Source organism: Paraburkholderia sp. GAS42 (assembly GCF_050436565.1).
Lineage (GTDB): Bacteria > Pseudomonadota > Gammaproteobacteria > Burkholderiales > Burkholderiaceae > Paraburkholderia.
The window spans coordinates 1-17,382 of the sequence record NZ_JBNDML010000031.1 but is presented as its reverse complement, the minus strand read 5'-3'; the positions used below and the strand labels follow the sequence as shown (position 1 = coordinate 17,382).

11 protein-coding genes are annotated in these 17,382 nt (G+C 59.9%); 5 read left to right on the top strand and 6 right to left on the bottom strand.

The genetic code is table 11. The features are described from left to right. Window positions 1-109 precede the first annotated feature (109 nt). Entirely contained in the window at window positions 110-2,983 is a 2,874-nt protein-coding gene (locus P3T16_RS31570; RefSeq protein WP_429345213.1) for an ATP-binding protein, read from the top strand. A gap of 43 nt (window positions 2,984-3,026) precedes the next feature. On the opposite strand, the gene P3T16_RS31565 is transcribed toward P3T16_RS31570, so the two are convergent. Further along, window positions 3,027-3,941 carry a LysR family transcriptional regulator gene (locus P3T16_RS31565; RefSeq protein WP_429345212.1) on the bottom strand — a complete coding sequence of 305 codons (915 nt, stop codon included), beginning with the start codon at window positions 3,939-3,941 and terminating at the stop codon, window positions 3,027-3,029. Between the two features lie 153 nt (window positions 3,942-4,094). Beyond that, complete coding sequence (locus tag P3T16_RS31560; RefSeq protein WP_429345211.1) at window positions 4,095-5,552, bottom strand: mechanosensitive ion channel domain-containing protein; 1,458 nt, start codon at window positions 5,550-5,552, stop codon at window positions 4,095-4,097. A 241-nt stretch (window positions 5,553-5,793) separates the two neighbouring features. Between P3T16_RS31560 and poxB the strand changes: the two genes are divergently transcribed. Next, on the top strand, window positions 5,794-7,515 hold the full coding sequence (poxB, locus tag P3T16_RS31555; RefSeq protein WP_429255579.1) for a ubiquinone-dependent pyruvate dehydrogenase: 1,722 nt from the start codon (window positions 5,794-5,796) through the stop codon (window positions 7,513-7,515). Between the two features lie 126 nt (window positions 7,516-7,641). Here poxB and P3T16_RS31550 read toward each other — a convergent pair whose 3' ends face one another. Beyond that, window positions 7,642-8,049: a hypothetical protein gene (locus tag P3T16_RS31550; protein ID WP_429345210.1), complete on the bottom strand. Its 408-nt coding sequence runs from the start codon at window positions 8,047-8,049 to the stop codon at window positions 7,642-7,644. A gap of 337 nt (window positions 8,050-8,386) precedes the next feature. After that, on the bottom strand, window positions 8,387-9,274 hold the full coding sequence (gene kdgR / locus P3T16_RS31545; RefSeq protein WP_429345209.1) for a DNA-binding transcriptional regulator KdgR: 888 nt from the start codon (window positions 9,272-9,274) through the stop codon (window positions 8,387-8,389). A gap of 400 nt (window positions 9,275-9,674) precedes the next feature. On the opposite strand from kdgR, the gene kdgT reads away from it, so the two are divergent. Then, window positions 9,675-10,691 carry a 2-keto-3-deoxygluconate transporter gene (gene kdgT / locus P3T16_RS31540; protein WP_429345208.1) on the top strand — a complete coding sequence of 339 codons (1,017 nt, stop codon included), beginning with the start codon at window positions 9,675-9,677 and terminating at the stop codon, window positions 10,689-10,691. A gap of 765 nt (window positions 10,692-11,456) precedes the next feature. Here the strand turns inward: kdgT and P3T16_RS31535 are convergent. After that, the gene (locus P3T16_RS31535) at window positions 11,457-12,413 is read right to left on the bottom strand and encodes a hypothetical protein (RefSeq protein ID WP_429345207.1); all 957 of its coding nucleotides are present in this window, start codon (window positions 12,411-12,413) and stop codon (window positions 11,457-11,459) included. Window positions 12,414-12,892: 479 nt separating this feature from the next. Between P3T16_RS31535 and P3T16_RS31530 the strand changes: the two genes are divergently transcribed. Next, complete coding sequence (locus P3T16_RS31530) at window positions 12,893-14,152, top strand: hypothetical protein (RefSeq protein WP_429345206.1); 1,260 nt, start codon at window positions 12,893-12,895, stop codon at window positions 14,150-14,152. A 381-nt stretch (window positions 14,153-14,533) separates the two neighbouring features. Continuing rightward, the gene (locus tag P3T16_RS31525) at window positions 14,534-14,947 is read left to right on the top strand and encodes a hypothetical protein (protein WP_429345205.1); all 414 of its coding nucleotides are present in this window, start codon (window positions 14,534-14,536) and stop codon (window positions 14,945-14,947) included. A 1,269-nt stretch (window positions 14,948-16,216) separates the two neighbouring features. Here the strand turns inward: P3T16_RS31525 and P3T16_RS31520 are convergent. Then, complete coding sequence (locus P3T16_RS31520; protein WP_429345204.1) at window positions 16,217-17,257, bottom strand: hypothetical protein; 1,041 nt, start codon at window positions 17,255-17,257, stop codon at window positions 16,217-16,219. Window positions 17,258-17,382 lie beyond the last annotated feature (125 nt).

The window sequence follows — 17,382 nt, the reverse complement described above, 5'->3', positions numbered from 1 at the left end:
GGAAGCCATTGCTTCCGACAGCCGCAATAACCACACACAGACGACAGTGAAGATAGTGACGCACGCAAACCCGCAGCTGGATCCAGTGCCCTCCTCGAACCGCGCGGGGATGGTCCGTGTTGGACAACTGCATGTTTCTCTCGAACATCGGGAGATACGTCTCAATGGGGAACTGGTCCGCATCGGCAGTCGTGCGTTCGATATTCTCGAGACGCTGATCGCCGGTGACGGTGAACTCGTATCGAAGGACGCGCTCATGCAGCGCGTATGGCCCGATACGATCGTCGAGGAAAACAACCTGCAGGTGCAGATTGCGGCCGTGCGCAAGATTCTGGATCGCCATCGCGATCTGATCGTGACGGTCCCGGGTCGCGGATATCGTCTGACAGGTGTGGCGAAGGTATCAGAAGCGGACGAAGCGCCGCAGGGCGAAGGCGCACCCGTTCGTCAGCGTTCAGGCAGGCACAATCTTCCGCAGCACGCGTCTGCGCTGATCGGCAGACAATCCACCGTCACCGGGTTACTGGAGTACATCGACCGCGCGCGGATCCTGACGCTCACAGGCTCAGGCGGGATTGGCAAGACGCGCCTCGCGATCGAGGCGGCGAGGGCGTTGCTGCCGATGTTCGCTGACGGCGTGGCGTTCGTCTCGCTCGCACCAGTTTCCCATCCGCAGTTTGCGCTCGATGCGCTCGCAACAGCGCTCAATACACGCGTATCGTGCTGCGACCTTTCGCTGGCGCATGTAGCTCACGAAATGCACGGCAAGCAGATGCTCATTGTGCTCGACAACTGCGAGCATGTCGTGGAGACCGCCGCGGCAATGGCGGATGTCCTGGCCGCGGCCAGCGACGGCATCCGCGTGCTGGCGACGAGCCGCGAAGCGCTGCGGGCCCGCGACGAAGTGGTCTATCAGGTACCGCCACTCGACGTGCCGAGCCCCGAAAACCGCAGCGATGAAGTATTGCAGGCGGGCGCGGTCCAGCTGTTTCTGTCACGTGCGCGCGCTATCGACCCGCATTTTTCGTCCGACGAGCGAAGCGTGTTTCTGACGGGAGAGGTGTGTCGCCGCCTCGACGGCATTCCGCTTGCGATCGAACTTGCTGCCGCACGCGCGGCTGCGCTCGGTATCGAAGTACTCGCGGCACGGCTCGACGACCGCCTTGGCATTCTGTCGGGTGGATGCAGAACCGCGTTGCCGCGTCAGCAGACGTTGAAGGCGACGCTCGACTGGAGTTACCGGCTGCTCAACGAGACCGAGCGCGTGATCCTGCGCCGGCTGGGCGTGTTCGTCGACACCTTCACCTTCGATTCGATCTGCAGCGTCGGCGCAAGCATCGGTTTCGAGCAGACGGTTGTGATGGATGCGCTTGGCGGCCTCGTGTCGAAGTCGCTCGTCATTCGTACGGATGGCAGCGCGGACAGCAGCAGGACGCCGGGATACCGGTTGCTGGAAACGACGCGCGCCTACGCGCTGCAGCAACTCGAGGACAACGGCGAGCAGCGCGCGGCGGCACTCGCGCATGCAACCTGGTTCTGCGAGCGGTTCAAGCCAACGCAGGCTGAAGGGAAGGTCGGTCGCGCGGCTGGACAGCTTGAAGCGTTTCGTCTGGAACTGGGTAACGTGAGGGCTGCGCTCGACTGGGCGTTCTCCGCATCGGGCAACCGCGCGATTGGCATTGAACTGTCTGCGATCGCGGTGCCGTATCTGTTCGATCTGTCGCAGGTCGGCGAATGTTATAGCCGTGCACAGCTGGCGCTGGATGCCGCACGCGAAACAGACGATATCGACGTGTCCGGCGAAGCCCGGCTCACGCTTGCGACGACCCTTGCGGCTTCGATGGTGTACACGCATGGTCCCTCAAGGCAGGTACTGCATGCGTGGTCCGAGGTGCTCGCGATGGCGGTGAACATGGGCAACATCACCTTCGAGATACGCGCTTTGTGCGGCCTGTGGCATGCAAGCCAGACCGGCGGCAAGGCCCGTCAGGCGCTTGCATTCGCGAGGCGTTTCGACGAGCGCGCCCGCCCGCTGAAGGACGTCACCCACACGTTGATCGGTCGGCGTCTGGAAGGCGTCGCACTGCACTACCTCGGCGAGCAGGGCGCGGCGCGCCAGAAGCTCGAGGCGATGCTGAGCGCGTGGGTGCCTTCGACGCATCGATGGGACACGGTCGGTGCGAGGATCGAGCACGGAATCGTTGCGCAGGCGATGCTCGCGCGCGTGATGTGGGCGCAGGGCGAAACGTCGCTCGCCATGCGGCACGCGAACGAGGCGCTGGACGCTGCGCTCCGGCACGACTTCGAACTCGTCACCTGCTATGTGCTCGGCGAGTCGTTCATTCCGCTTGCGTTGCTCACAGGTGATCTCAGCGCAGCGGAACGCGGCATCGCGACGCTGAAATGTACGTCGTCGCGGGCATCGCTGCCGATCTGGCTTGCATGCAGCACGTGTTACGAGGAACACCTTCATTCGCTGTCAGCCGAAGCGCCGCACCGGCTGGCGAAATTCCGCCACGCACTCGACGGTCTTCGTGCACTCGGCCTCCTCGCGCCTTTAACCCTGCTGCAATGCCAGCTTGCTGGCGCGTTGATGCGCGAGGGGCGATACGGCGATGCACTGGCCGCGGTCAACGAAGCCCTGCGGCAATGCGACGAAACAGGTGAGCAGTGGTACTACGCCGAACTGTGCCGCGTAAAGGGCGAATTGACCCGCGTCACACAAGGCGGTGCGGACGCGGCCGCCTGGTTCACGGCTGCGCTCGAATCGGCGCGGCGTCAGGGCGCGACAGTACTCGCACTCCGCGCCGCGCGCAGCCTCGCGCGATTCTGGGCGGAGCAGAACCGTGCCGATGATGCGCACGGACTGCTATCGTCGATCCTGTCGGACGCCTGCGCCCATGTCGACGGCCCGGATATCGACGAAGCGCGCGCGGCGCTCGTCGAACTGGAGAAGGCGATTTCGGAAACCAGCGACACGTAGCTTGACCCGCCGTGTTTCAGCACGTAGACGAAAGCGCTGCGTATCACGCGTACCGGTATCCGATAAAGCGATCCACCAGGTCGGGCAGATCGAGGCGATCGAGCCACCAGCGCATCGCCTGACCCGTTTCGTCTTCGCGCCAGGCGAGATAGAAATGCGTCACGTCGCGCATGCCGATGAGTTGCCTTGCGACGAGTTCGCCGCGCGCGATGGGTTCCGTCGCGAGGCACTCCGGCAATGTGCCGACGGCAAGCCCTTCGATCTGGGCGGCCAGCTTGCTGGCGAGCGTCGGCAGCGTAATGCAGTCCTGGGTGGCTGCCGCGCCAACCGTGCGCGGCAGTAGTTCGCGCGACGTGTCGCGGATCACCGCGCCGCGATAACGCGCGACCGTCTCCATCGTGAGCGGTTCGGGCAGCTGCGCAAGCGGATGATCGGGTGACGTGACAAAGACGTGACGCATCGAGCCGATCGAACGGAACACCAGATTCGGCACGTTCGGCGGATCGCCGGCTGCGCCAACCACGAGATCGGCGCGACGCGTGATCAACGCATCCCAGGTGCCGCCCAGTACTTCGCGCGACAGGTGCAGCCGCGTATCGATGCTCGCCTCGTAAAACGCACGCACGTGCGGCCAGATCGCATCGAATGGCAGAATCTCGTCGATGCAGATCCGCAATTCGGCTTCCCATCCCTGCTTGACGCGTTGCACCTTGCGTTCAAGCTCTTCCGCGCCCTGCAGCAGCCGTCTGCCTTCTTCGACGACCACGCGGCCCGCGTGCGTGAATTTTGCCCGCCGCCCGCTACGGTCGAAGAGCGGCGTTTCGAGGTCGCTTTCGAGCTTCTGCACCAGATAACTCAGTGAGGACGGGACACGATGCAGGATCTCGGCCGCTTCTGCAAACGTGCCTGTGCGGTCAATCGCATCGAGGGCTTCCAGGACTTCGAAAGAGAGCTTCATCAGAGGATTTCCGGGAGACAGGTATCTGTTCCGATTGTCGCATCGGGTCGCCCGCGCGGATACGGGCTTTTAGGGTCATTTAATAACTCTTTAGCCTGCACGCGGCGACATGGATTGCAAGCGCCTGTGTTTCGTCGCGGCGGCGGGCGTCCGCTATGTTGTGAGGTCGTGCAGCCTGCGCATCCCGTCGCGCAGCCAGTTCGTCAGCGCCCAGCCGGTTTCAGCCGGCGCGGAGGGCTCGTTTTCCAGCTTGCGCAGCGCGTCCTGCTGCCCGGATAGCACGTGACACATCTGCTGGCCGATTTCGGGCCGGCTCTTGAGTACCGGCGTGAGGTCCACCTTATCGAGCCGGTAGAGCGCCGCAGCGGTCAGCGCGGTGAGTGTCGCGCGGATCGGCAGACCCGCGAGGACGCCTGCTTCGCCGATAGCGTCGCCGGGGCCGAGGCGCGTCGCGGGTGAAGTGCCCGAACCGGTCGCATCTTCGACCTTGACCACACCCGACTCAACGACCAGCAGATAGTCGGTCTGTGCATCGGACGATACGATCACCTGACCCGGTTCATATTCGTGACGGGACATTCTTGTCGAAAGCGCCTTGACCTCGTCGTCCTCCAGCGCGTGAAAGAGCCGCACCTGCGACAGCAACTGCTGTCGACGATCGACATCGCGACGTGGCTGCGCCGGCACGCCGAGCGGACGCAATTCGACGCCGGCGGCATACAGGTGCCGGTAACACAGGTCGTACAGTTCGTTCGTCGCCTGGGTCTTCCTCGCCATGTCGTCGACGTAGGCCATCACCTCGTAGTGCATCGCGTTGGCCGACGCGGCCTTGACGACTGCATACGGCTCTGGCGCACCCAGCACGATGCTGGCGTTGGCGAGCGCGCTGTTCAGCGCGGCAAGCACGACGGCAGGGCGCTCTTCAGGAGAGATCTCCAGCGTGATCGATACGCCGTGCAACGCAGAAGGACGGCTGTTATTGACGATCTTCGCCTTGGCCGCGACGTTATTCGGCACGATCACGATGTTGCCCTGCGATGTGAGCAGATGCGTGGCGCGCCAGTTCATCTCCGTGACCCGTCCTTCAACGCCGTCGATGTTGACCCAGTTCCCGATGTGATACGGCTCCGTCGTGTTGAGTACGATGCCCGCGAACACATCGCTCAACGTGCTCTGTATCGCGAGGCCGACAACGATCGCCAGTGCGCCCGACGTGGCCGCCAGCCCGCCAATCGGAATATTGAGTACGAAACCGAGTGAGGCCACCGCAGCAGCCAGGAAGACGATGGCGCCGAACACGTCCTGAAAGAGCCGGTCGCGATGCCAGCTGCGTGCCGCAAAGAGTGCGTCCAGTATGAGCGTGAGAAGCCGCGCGCCGTTAAGCCACCAGACCACCTCGAGAAACTGCGCGGCGATATGCCGGGGGAACGAATCTTCCGGCGCGGGCGGCGTCAACGGGCTCAGACCGGAGCCGAACAGCACGAGGCTCAGCAGGCCGAAGATCAGCAGGCGGGCGACGAGACGAAGCAGGTCCCGCCGCGGAAACGCAGCACGCCAGAGCACGATGTCCAGCGCGACGAGCAGCAAGCCATATATGAGCGGATCTTTCACGTGATGTGTCCATTGCCAGCATGGATGAAAGTCTCATCGAAAACTCAGGCGACTGCCACTGATTTATAAGCTATCTGGCCCAATCGCAGATAAAAGTTATGAATCGTTCTGAACTCCGATGTACATGGCGACTCTGAATGTTTCTGTGCATTCAGGACTTTCAGGCGCGCCGTACGTACGCTTGCGAGAGAGAACCGGCCGCACGCCGGTTTGACTTTACGCACGCTTCAAGGAGGAGCACATGGCCACACAAACGGTTGCCGACTATCTGGCAAGGACGCTCGCCGCAGCGGGTGTCGAACGGATCTGGGGCGTGACAGGCGACAGCCTGAATGGTCTCGCATACAGTCTCGACCAGGTCGGCTCGATCCGGTGGATGCATACGCGCCACGAAGAAGTCGCGGCGTTTGCCGCGGGTGCCGATGCGGCAGCGACCGGACGTCTCGCGGTCTGCGCCGGCAGTTGTGGGCCAGGCAATCTTCATCTGATCAACGGGCTCTTCGATTGCCACCGGAACCAGCAGCCGGTGCTCGCAATCGCTGCGCATATTCCGTCGACTGAGATTGGCCTTGGCTACTTTCAGGAAACACATCCGCAGGATCTCTTCAAGGAATGCAGCCACTTTGTGGAACTGGTGTCGAACGCGTCGCAGTTTCCGCGCGTGCTGGAGCGTGCGATGCGCGCAGCCGTCGAGGAGCGCGGCGTCGCGGTGATCGTTCTGCCGGGCGACATCGCGCTCAGCGAGTGTCGCGCCACCGTGCCTCAATGGAACGTGAACAGCCCGTCCACGATCCTGCCGGCGGAATCCGACATCGACCGGCTGGCGTCGATACTGAACGGCTGCGAAGCGGTGACGATCATGTGCGGCAGTGGTGTCGCGGGCGCGCATGCGGAAGTCGTCGAACTGGCCGACACGCTGGGCGCGCCGATTGTCCATGCGTTGCGCGGCAAACAGTTCATCGAATACGACAACCCGTTCGACGTCGGCATGACCGGGCTCATCGGCTTCAGCTCCGGCTATCACGCGATGATGTCCTGCGACACGCTACTCCTCCTCGGTTGCGATTTTCCGTACCGGCCTTTCTATCCGCCCGAGGCGAAGATCGTGCAGATCGACCGCAAGGGTTCGCAACTGGGCCGTCGTACGCCGCTTGCGCTGGGGCTTGTGGGCACGGTCAAGGAAACCGTCGCGGCGCTGTTGCCGAAGCTGCAGCGCAAGACAGATCGCGCGTTTATCGACAAGGCGCGCAAGCACTATCTGTCGGCCCGCAAGGGGCTCGATGAACTCGCGACGCCCTCAGGGCCTGGCAGACCCATCCATCCGCAGTACCTGACCCGTCTGATCGACGAAGTGGCAAGCGACAACGCAGTCTTTACCGCCGACGTCGGCACACCCACGCTGTGGGCAGCGCGTTATCTGACAATGAACGGCAAGCGGCAACTGCATGGCTCGTTCAATCACGGATCGATGGCGAACGCGATGCCGCAGGCGCTGGGCGCCCAGGCCGCCCATCCGGACCGGATGGTCGTTTCACTGTCAGGCGATGGTGGATTGTCGATGCTGCTGGGCGACCTGCTGTCGGCGCGCCAGCTCAACCTGCCGATCAAGGTGGTGGTGTTCAACAACAGCCTGCTCGGATTCGTATCGATGGAGTTGAAGGCTGGCGGCTACCTCGATACGAACGTGGACCTGAGCAAGACGGACTTCGCGGCGATTGCGCAAGGCGCGGGTATTTTCAGTCTGCGTGTAACGGAATCGGAGGCACTCGAAGCCGCACTTCAGGAAGCGTTTGCGCATCCCGGTCCCGCGCTCGTGGACGTAGTCACGTCGAAACACGAGCTGGCGATGCCGCCCAGCATCGAACTGGCGCAGGCCAAGGGCTTCAGCCTGTATATGCTGCGCGCGGTGTTGAGCGGGCGGGGTGACGAGATCGTTGAACTCGTGAAGACGAACCTGCGTTAGTGGCGCGTTGATTGATATGAACGGCGTGGTTTCGTATGCGATGTCAGCGAGGCCATGGATTCGCCGGGCTGCAAGCGTCAACTGCCTCGCAGATGCGCGACAGTTGACGCTTCGCGGTTCACCTGCCTACTGCGTGCTCGGCCGGTTGGACTGCGGCGGTTTCGGCGGAGGCGGCAACGCCGGATCGGGTTTGGAGGACTCCCTGACCAGTTCTTCCGTCATCGCCGCCGCGACCTGGTTCGAGCCGCGGCGATGCAGGCCGTCACGAACGGATGGGTCCGGCGGCGGCAGCGCCGGATCGGGTTTGGAGGACTCCCTGACCAGTTCGTCCGTCATCGCGGTCGAGACCTGGTTCGAGCGGCGACGATTCAGATCGTCATGGCCACGCTCTTTTCCCGGCACCGGGGCTGCCTTCGAACCGAGGGACGCCTGAGCGTCGGCTGAGTCGAGCGTACGGGTCGGCTGTTGATGCGGCTGTACTTCGGGCTTCGGTTCTTGTGCAACGCTCCTGACTGCCGGAACGGATTCTGGCACCACGTTCCTGGCCGGAGACGGCTGCGGCGCTTTCGCGGTGCCGTCGTTGCTCCTGGCAGACGGCGCTGCGCTGGCCACACTTCCCATCGTTACCTGAGCGCCGAATCGGGAATCGACCCCTGCCGTTATCGCGGCGCTGTCCCTCCCGGCGCTGGCCTCTACCGGAGACGGGTCACCTTTAGGGGACAGTAAGTAAGAGACAAATCCCAACTCAACCAGTAACAGCCCCACTATCAATATCTTGCCTGTATTCGTCATACCTAACCATCGATTGTTCAAGCGATTCGATTCACCAATGATAATCGACTACTCGCCAAACACGTCAGACGGTGTTCTTTCAACGCTGCGCGGCGGCCGCATGCTCCGGTGCTGTCGTTTCGCGATAGCCGAGCCGCGCCGAGATCGCGAGACCCGACTGCCTGAGGAGGGCGACGTAGTGCGATTTCGTGTCGGCGCCGCAGCGCATCGTCGGGAACGAAATCGACAGGCCGGCGATCACGTGGCCAAAGCGGTCGAATACCGGCACCGCGAGACACTGAAGCCCTTCCTCCTGTTCCTCGTTGTCCTCGCCGTAGCCTTGCTCGCGCACGTGCGGCAGGATGCTCAGAACGGCGTCGGCGGACGCGAGCGTCTTTGGAGTCGACTTGCGGAATTCGACGTGCGAGAGCACTTCGCGCGCGTCGGCCGCGCTCATCCACGCGAGCAGCACCTTGCCGATCGCCGTGCTGTGCAGCGGATTGCGGCGGCCGATTCGCGACTGCATCCGCAGCCCGTAGTCTGCGTCGATCTTGTGGATGTAGATAATGGCGTCTTCGTCGAACGCGCCGAGGTGGACCGCCTCGCGGGTGGCCTGGGCGATGCGGCGCATCTCGACGTCGGCCTCGCGCACGAGATCGACGCTCTCCAGCGCCTTCGCGCCTAGTTCGAACAGGCGAATCGTCAACCGGTAGCGTTCCGTTTCGACTTCCTGCGTGACATAGCCGAGTGCCTTCAGCGTCTGAAGCGCGCGGTGCACGGTGGTCTTGGACATGCCGAGCCGTTGCGACAGCTCGCTGATGCCGATCTGTCCGCTGTCGCCGACCGCACCAAGAATCGCGAATACCCTCCCGATCGACGAAGCCGATTCGCCCCTGTCGTTGCACGTGCCACCGTTGCCATCAGCGCTATCCGCGTCTTGCACGTGTGCGGCGGCTTCGTCCCTGCGCTGTTTGCCCGTTGCTGTCATTGCTGTCGTTTCCTGTCGATGCCATGCGCAGAGAGCATACCGCTTCCCGCGCGACCTGCGGGCTAGCGCGCCAGCCAGCCGCTGCCCACCGCAAGCGTGTGGCCATGCACACTTTCTCCAGCCAGATTGCGCGCTTTGCCGCGGCGCCGGTCTGGCCTCGGCTGCAGCCTGGAATCTCGGAATTGGAACGATGGTCCGAAACCTCTGCATTGCGGCGTCGAGTCTGACAAGGCGATCAAATAGCTTCCGGGTAAACGACGAGGCTGGAATTTCTCGTAATCGGAACAGCGTTCCTGTCGCGATGCTATATTGCGCCGAAAGGGAGCAGCCCGACGCCAGATCGGGACATCATCCCGGGTGATTCCACCCGACAACTGGACGCGAAGTCCATGGAGGAGACATGAAGCTCAAGAGGGCCATCGACCGTATTCCAGGCGGCCTGATGCTGGTGCCGTTGCTGCTCGGCGCCTGTGTCCACACGTTCGCGCCGGGCGCGGGGAAATACCTCGGGTCGTTCACGAATGGATTGATAAGCGGCACCGTACCGATTCTGGCCGTGTGGTTCTTCTGCATGGGTGCAACGATCGACCTGCGGGCGACGGGCACGGTGTTGCGCAAGTCCGGCACGCTGCTCGCGACCAAAATGGCAGTGGCGTGGATTGCGACGCTCGTCGCCTCGCACTTCATTCCTGTCGACGGCATCAAGGCAGGGCTGTTCGCCGGCCTCTCGGTGCTCGCGATCACGACGTCGATGGACATGACCAACGGCGGTCTCTATGCGGCGGTGATGCAGCAATATGGCACGAGGGAGGAGGCGGGCGCGTTCGTGCTGATGTCGATCGAATCCGGGCCGCTCGTCAGCATGATCATCCTCGGCGCGACCGGGGTCGCGTTCTTCGAGCCGCGGCTCTTTGCCGGCGCAGTGCTGCCGTTCCTCATCGGCTTCGTGCTGGGTAACCTCGACAGCGAGCTGCGCGACTTCTTTGGCCGCTGCGTGCATCCGCTGATTCCGTTCTTCGGTTTCGCGCTCGGCAACGGCATCGACCTGAACGTGATCGTCACGAGCGGCTTCCCTGGCATCGTGCTTGGTCTCGCGGTGATCGTCGTGACGGGCATTCCGCTGATCCTCGCGGACCGCTGGATCGCGGGCGGCAACGGCGCGGCGGGGCTGGCGGCGTCGTCGACGGCGGGGGCAGCCGTGGCGAACCCGGCCATCATCGGCGAGATGATTCCGCGCTTCAAGCCGCTGGTGCCGGCCGCCACGGCCATGGTCGCGACAGCCTGTCTCGTGACGGCGGTTCTCGTGCCGATTCTCACCGCGCTATGGGTGCGTAGACATCACGCGCGCGACGCGTTGCGTGCGGAGCTCGCAGGGGCTACGGCGCAGCCGCTCAACGAGCAGGACGTGCGCGTTTAGTGACGCATGGAGCGGGTCGTTCGCGACCTGAATAGTGGTTTCGCAATTCAAAGTGGAGCGGCCGTCCGACGCGCGTGTCCAACGCGCGGTCTGACACGTCAATGCCTGGAGATTCGATCGATCGGCCATGAAAAAGGATACCGGTGCTGGGCGCGCCGGTATCCGCCACCGCGCGCTGAGACTTGTTCCTACTAATGGCTACCGACCGATTGATTCGTAAGTCGTTGATTTTTCGAAATTCTCTCTTCCGATCGATAACGAATCGGCAGAAATTAGGTGGATTGGCGTCCTCCTAAGCGCTGCCGGCTCTGACTTTTCCACCTAATCGCCGCCGCATCCAGCGCCGGGCAGGCCCAAATCGACAGGCGCTGCACTAAACGGAGCGGGTGCGTGTCATTGACCATCTTGGCGACGATGTAGCACGAGGCACCGAAGATTGCGACCACCAGCGACCACGATCGCGCTTCTCCGCAAGTGCTCGCGGTTCTCAGGAGGTAAGCGGAATCGGCTGCGGGCAGAACAGAATCGGCAGTCCGAGGAGCTTTAGAAGCTTAAGTTGAGCGGAGCCGTTGCGATTGGCTGATGCGAAGAGCATGACTGACGGTCGCGTGAAAATGCCGATTGCCTCTGGAGGAGGAGCGCGTGACGTGCTGGGTGGTTCTTCTCGTGGTCCGTAGCTGCTGTGACTTTTGGGATAGAAAGAACATGCTTGACGCCCCAGCCTTCCCAGGCCGCGATCAACCTTGGCTGTGAGGCGAGGCTGGTTCACCCCTTACGTTGCTGTATTGCCAGTTTTCGAGCAGATCCGTAGGTCATTAACCGCAAAGCGTCCGCTTTGTGTTTGAGTTCTTCTGGTAGTTGATTCGCGGCCAGGGCAGCGACCGTTCGCACGATATAGTACGGCAGCTTGCGCTCGGCGGCCGTACGATCCAAATCACTATTCTGCATCCGGGAAACACGCATTATGAGAGGTAGGTCGTCGCGTGGTCCCGGAAGGGCAGATAGCCCGAGACATGCTCGGTAGCGCGTGAGCGCCGTAATCATTCCGTCAGGGACGGGCAATTTGATGGGCTGACTTCGAGGATTGGTCAGCGGTGGTCGCCAGAACCATATCCCCCCTTCGAGGCGAAAACTGTTCATTCGTCCGCTACAAACGTGTGCGAGTTGAGGGCCCAAAAAAGACAATAAACTGAACAGGAATCGCGCCCGCTCTGCTGACATCTCCTCTGCGGGGTTTTCTCGTGGAAGCAATTCAATCGCGCCAGTCAGGGCTTTCCAGTCGTCTCCGTCGTAAACTTGTTGAATAGCTCTTGGACGACTCGCGCGTCGTCCGTCGCGCCTCCATCCGTTGTCGAATGCGTCCCCTACCGGATTTCCCGTGATGTAGCCAATGTTCACCCAGTAATCAAACATGGCGTTGACGCCCAGCGCCCAATGAAAAGTCGGACTGGGCTCGCCACGAGCAAATGGTTTCCAGTCGGAGCCCTTGGTAAGGGACGGTTGTCCGCACCAAAACTCACGTGGCTGGGGGTCTTTGCAAAACGACACATATTCGACCAGATCCCAATGCATGAGCGAAGAGACAGGCTTCTTCTTGACAATCCAGGCCCAAAGGAAAAGCCGACTCATGGCGCGGCTGTAGGCGACGCGCGTATCTTTTGAGATGCTTGTCCTGCTTCCGAGATACGCTTCTGCTGCCTCCCAGTCGGTCTTTACGGGCAAGCTCAGCATCTCAGTCGGTGTGCGATTGGCGCCACGGACCCCGGAAAGCGTTTCCGGAGGTGTCAATTCTCCCGCCGGCCGTAGCGGCAAGAACCAGGTGTCCCGAGTACGCATGGCTGGAGTACCTTTCTAGCGCGAAAGAGCCGAGGTTTACGGAATAAAGAGGATTTCGTTTAATATACCAGAAAACAGATTTAATCGAGAGGGGATTAGCCGTGTTTGATAAGAACGGGAGGGGAAATGCTGGTATCAGCTTTGCTTATTATTTTATTAGTATTGCTGTTATGGTTTGCGAATAGAAACACTCGTCACATATTTTCAATGCGCCGAATTGATAACGGTACGTGCCTTTAGGCAGAGAGGATGCCATGCAAAAGCGTCTACAGCGGACATCGGGGTATGAGCCGCCACGCAAGGGCAGGAATGAGAAGGGACGAACGAGTGCCCGATACCTGTGGACGGGGCTGGAGTACGATCAGATGCTCCACGAGTCTGTGTTTTCGGCATATGCGAGGTTTTCTCACCTCAATGTTCTGAATGTAGAGCTCGCAAATAATCTGTTCAACTTGCGGCCTTTTTTCCATAGAGGTCTGTTCGGACACTCTATAAGTTTTGACACGAGTGGTTTCGAAGCCGCGACGGGTTGGTCACTTGTTGACTTACAAACCAAGACGTCACGCGACTATCCGAATCTCGCAAATCTGCTGTTCGCGGACTCGGTTCGAGTCTGCTACAGCTGTCTTGCTGATGGTTACCACAGCGTCTGGCATCAGTTCAGGCTTCTAAGACGATGTCCTATTCACGATTCGGAGCTTGGGGACGAATGCGCCCATTGCGAGGGCAAGCTATCCTTAAAAATGAACTACTACGGGACGCTCAATGACGAGCCGCTGCTGCGATGTCCGAAATGCGGCGGCGCACCGGCTTATCGCCAATTTTCGATAGACAGGTACAGTGCCTTTCGGGCTCAAGCAAGTCGTGTAGAGAAAGCGTTTGCACCGTTACAGCAATGGTTCGAGGCAGCACAAAACCGCTTTTGGATTGTCGAGGAGTTGCTCAAGCAGAATGAGCCTGTCGCGTGGACAACATGGTGCGACCTGGGCAGCTTCCTCTGGAGCGTTGTCAACGAACTTGAGCCGTTGCCCGATATTATCGATCGACCGCAGTTAGTTCCTGTCAATTGGCACCACTGGGAGCAAAACGAGATACCGAAACGTACCTACAAGGATGATTTCAGAAATACATACGCATTGTCCTCGCCGGCCGTCTATCGCGTATTGCTGCGTCGGTTGAATCGCTGGGTTTATGGAGAAGACGCACCTGCCCAGGTTCACGAGGATCTTGTTCAACTTTTCAGTCCACAGGGGCTGGACGCGTCCGGGCGCGAAGCGCTGGAGACGTCACTTGTGCTTTTTCGCGGATGGTACGAGATTTTCACGGAAATGCAGTCTAGCTGGGCCAATCCTCGAAGGGCCGTGCTGAGTGAGCGTTTCCCGAGCAATCGTATTGGCGACTGGCTTTCACGACGCGCACAGTATGCCATCCTGATGGGAAGTTTTGCCGTCATACTGCGGTTGGTTAAGACGCGCAAGTCGCCCGTGTACTTCGCCAAAGAATTTGTCGACGATGAGATCAAGCTACCGTTCTTGTTGCCAATTGTTCAGTTGCCGGCCAAGAAAGATGAGGGAGGTCAACACGGACGCCTCGTTTGTGCCGTCATCTGTTTTGAGCCTGATTAGTGCGAGAGAGACACCGTCCTCAGTGACGCACTTGTGCAGAACGGGGCTGGAAGCAGCAGGTCAAAGAGAACGATGTACCACGGCGCGGTTTTGATTCATCAACTTGTGGAGATCAGACGGTTCGACGCGGACTGACATTGGGGTGGGCCATGCAAGGGTCAAGCTGTGCAAGAACACAGAACAATAGTTTTCACATGGTGGTCGATGTTACACGGCAGCGAGATCATCCGGCACACAGGCATCGCAGCCAGCCTTTTAAGGGTTCGAGTGACAAGTGCTGCGCGTGCCGTGGAATGCTTCAGCATTCTTGGTTACACCATCCTCAGCACAAGGATGAACAGTCGCTACACGAGGTGTTATCAACCCTGTTTGGACGCTATCGTGCCGCATTCCACCGCTCAACCGCTTCTGCTTTTTGCATACAACCAGCCCGATGATGGCTTGCTCAACGACGAGTTCTGGTGGCTCACGTTGAACAAGCCGTATGACGTCCTGTACCAGGAAATCGAGGCATTACTCGCTGCAGGCATCGAGTGGCGCCGACAACTTGAGGCTTCGGCCGAAAGCGGCGTCACGATTTTCGATATCGAGGAAGTGCAGAGCGTGCCTATTAGTCTTCACATATGGTGCGTCGCTGCGGCTGACGATTTAACTGCCGTGCGCACGGTTGCGCACGGCTTGGGTAGGCGCGGCATCGCACCGAACTGGATTCTCACAGAATCGTTGCAAGTGGCATCTACAACTCTCGATATGATTTCAGGAAAGATGTTCTGTCAACCACTTTTCGACGTTTGAAACCACAAACGGATGCAACGTGGGGGCGGCAGCAGAGAGGAAAGCTGGCGACCGGTGAATTTCTACGCTTTTCATAATGTCGCTAGTCCCCGGCGCTCCGCGAGGGCGTGGACGATAGCTGACTCGGAATAACTGGGCTGGCCCGGTTGGCCTGATCCAGAGATCCTCGGGGCATCTCACGTCCGAACTGTAGATAAACCGCAGCCACAGTCTTCTGCCCGGAACTGAGCTTCCAGAAGTTGTCTTTCGCTGGATGCCAGTAGCAGGTGAGAAATCTGCAAGCAGCGGAAGCACATACGGCAGGTGTTCGTTAAGAAGGCCTCTGTACGCCCACAGATTCAGCCGATTGGCCCGTCGAAGCAGCTCGACAAATTCGCCGTATGCGAGCTCGGGAGCCAACGACGCAAGCTCTTTGTAGTGAAGACGCCACGTATCGCGAAATTCCTGCTTCAAGCGGATAGCGGAGGCTTCGTCGGGCTCTGTCGGTTGCAGGTCAAGATACGGTCGAGCGGTCTTCTCTTTGCTAGGGCACCAATGTGATCCTCCGAAATGCGCGAAATGGCCACCCTTCGCTGGCGCGATTGTGTTCAGCTCCTGAGGACAGAACGGACACCTCGCATTAGGTCGGTTGTCGACAGCCGTACGTGAAGCTGGAGGCCGCCCGTACTCCGTAAAGTATTGCTGTGCGGTGATCCGATTCGGTAGCGTCGGATGGAGAGCTTCATGCATCAGAAGTGATTCCGTGGTTGGAGACACGGTATATCGGCAGCGAACCCAAAACACTTTATGCCTGACATTCGTTAGGCGATAACGGATTTGTCGAGTGTTTGGCTAGCTAGGCCGCAACGAAGGAGCTAGTAACCTGTAGTGCGGGATTGGAGCCGAGAGGTGGTCGCGCACCCGGTACGTTTCGTACAGTAGGTGACGGGGCAAACAAGACGTTCGTCCCAAACTCTGAGCGTCGGGAGCTTGTATTTCGCTCGTTATTTCCGAGTAGTTACAGGCCTCAAGTGAAAGCCAGCTATTTGTCCACAGAAACTGTTGAGCACCCTGTGGATAACAGCCGGAAAGAAGACATAGATGCTTGATAGCCTTGAGATTTTACCTGGTGACACAAGCGTATCGTCAACAGCAGGATGGCATTGCGACGTGGTTTCCAGAAGCCGTCGCTGGGCAACATGTCAAACACAATAGCCGACATGTGTCCATCTCGCTTGAGATTTGACGCGGCGAGGCGGCGGAAGATTTCCCACTTCCGTGGGCCGGCGTTCAGCCCTTCGGTATTGGCTCAGTCGGCACTCTCAACCTATTCACACCCCACTCGGGCAATTCAGCGATGTGCTCCTTGAAATAGAGGCCAATCTCATCAATCTCATCGCGTCGTTCCACCGGACATTGCATGTTGACCGACAGCGTTCCGCTGACAACATCGTGGTCGTGCTCTAGCCGACACAGGCCCGAACCGAAACGATGCCACGGGTACTCAACAAACAGCGCGCCTGTTTCGAGCAGATACAGTACCGCCACGCGGCTGCGAACCAGTTCAAGGTATCCGGAACTCGCGGAAATTGGGAGACGCAGGTTGCCATCCGAAAATGTTTCCGTCAGTCGACTTGTTCGCGGACCTTGCTCGATGACAGGAGATGCATTCGTTGAAACCAGAGCGTGCGGGTCGCCTCCGCATTCCTTCGGTTTTACGAACAGGAGGACCTTGCGTTCGTTGGTGATGTCGCCGATGATGGATTGAAGCAAATCTCTGTCAGCATAGAATCGGTCGCCTGCGACCCATCGCGCCGAAAGAAGTCTCGTGAGGGCCTCGTTATTTGAGGCTTTAATGACGGTGTGTGGCAGCACGCGCTTTACTCCAACCAGGGGGCTTGCTTTCAGTTGCAGATACCACCTAATCATGAGCGTCTGTACCGCCTGCGCAAGACCGTAGTGGATATACGCATCCCGAAGAAGTTCGGGGTAGTCATCGCATAGTTCAGAAAACTGCGTGAAATAATCGGGACTCGGCTTCAGCTCGGGGATAGTTACTTCAAATATGCGGTGAACCCACTCGGCGGCGCAGCGCATTTTCGCCAGATGTCTGGAGAGCAGCTCGCGCAGGTCTGAGAGGCCGGTTCTCGAATCCAGGATGCGGGCCTTGTCAGGGTGGTCCTCGCGCAGCCACACTTCCAGGGCGGTTGCATCAATATTTCGCCAGAAGTCGACGTTGTTGTCCTGGTGAAGGTCAAGCAGCGATTTCGCGTATTCAAAGAGCTTTAATACGTCGTCGCGCGGTCTCAGAGAGTCGATGTTGTTGAACATGATGTCGGATTATTAGAAGGGATTGCATGGTGTCACGGATCGGCGTATTGGGGCCATTCCGGGATCGGCGTAATGGCGCCACCAGATGATCGCCGTAATCGAGCCAGTGCAGGATCGGCGTATTG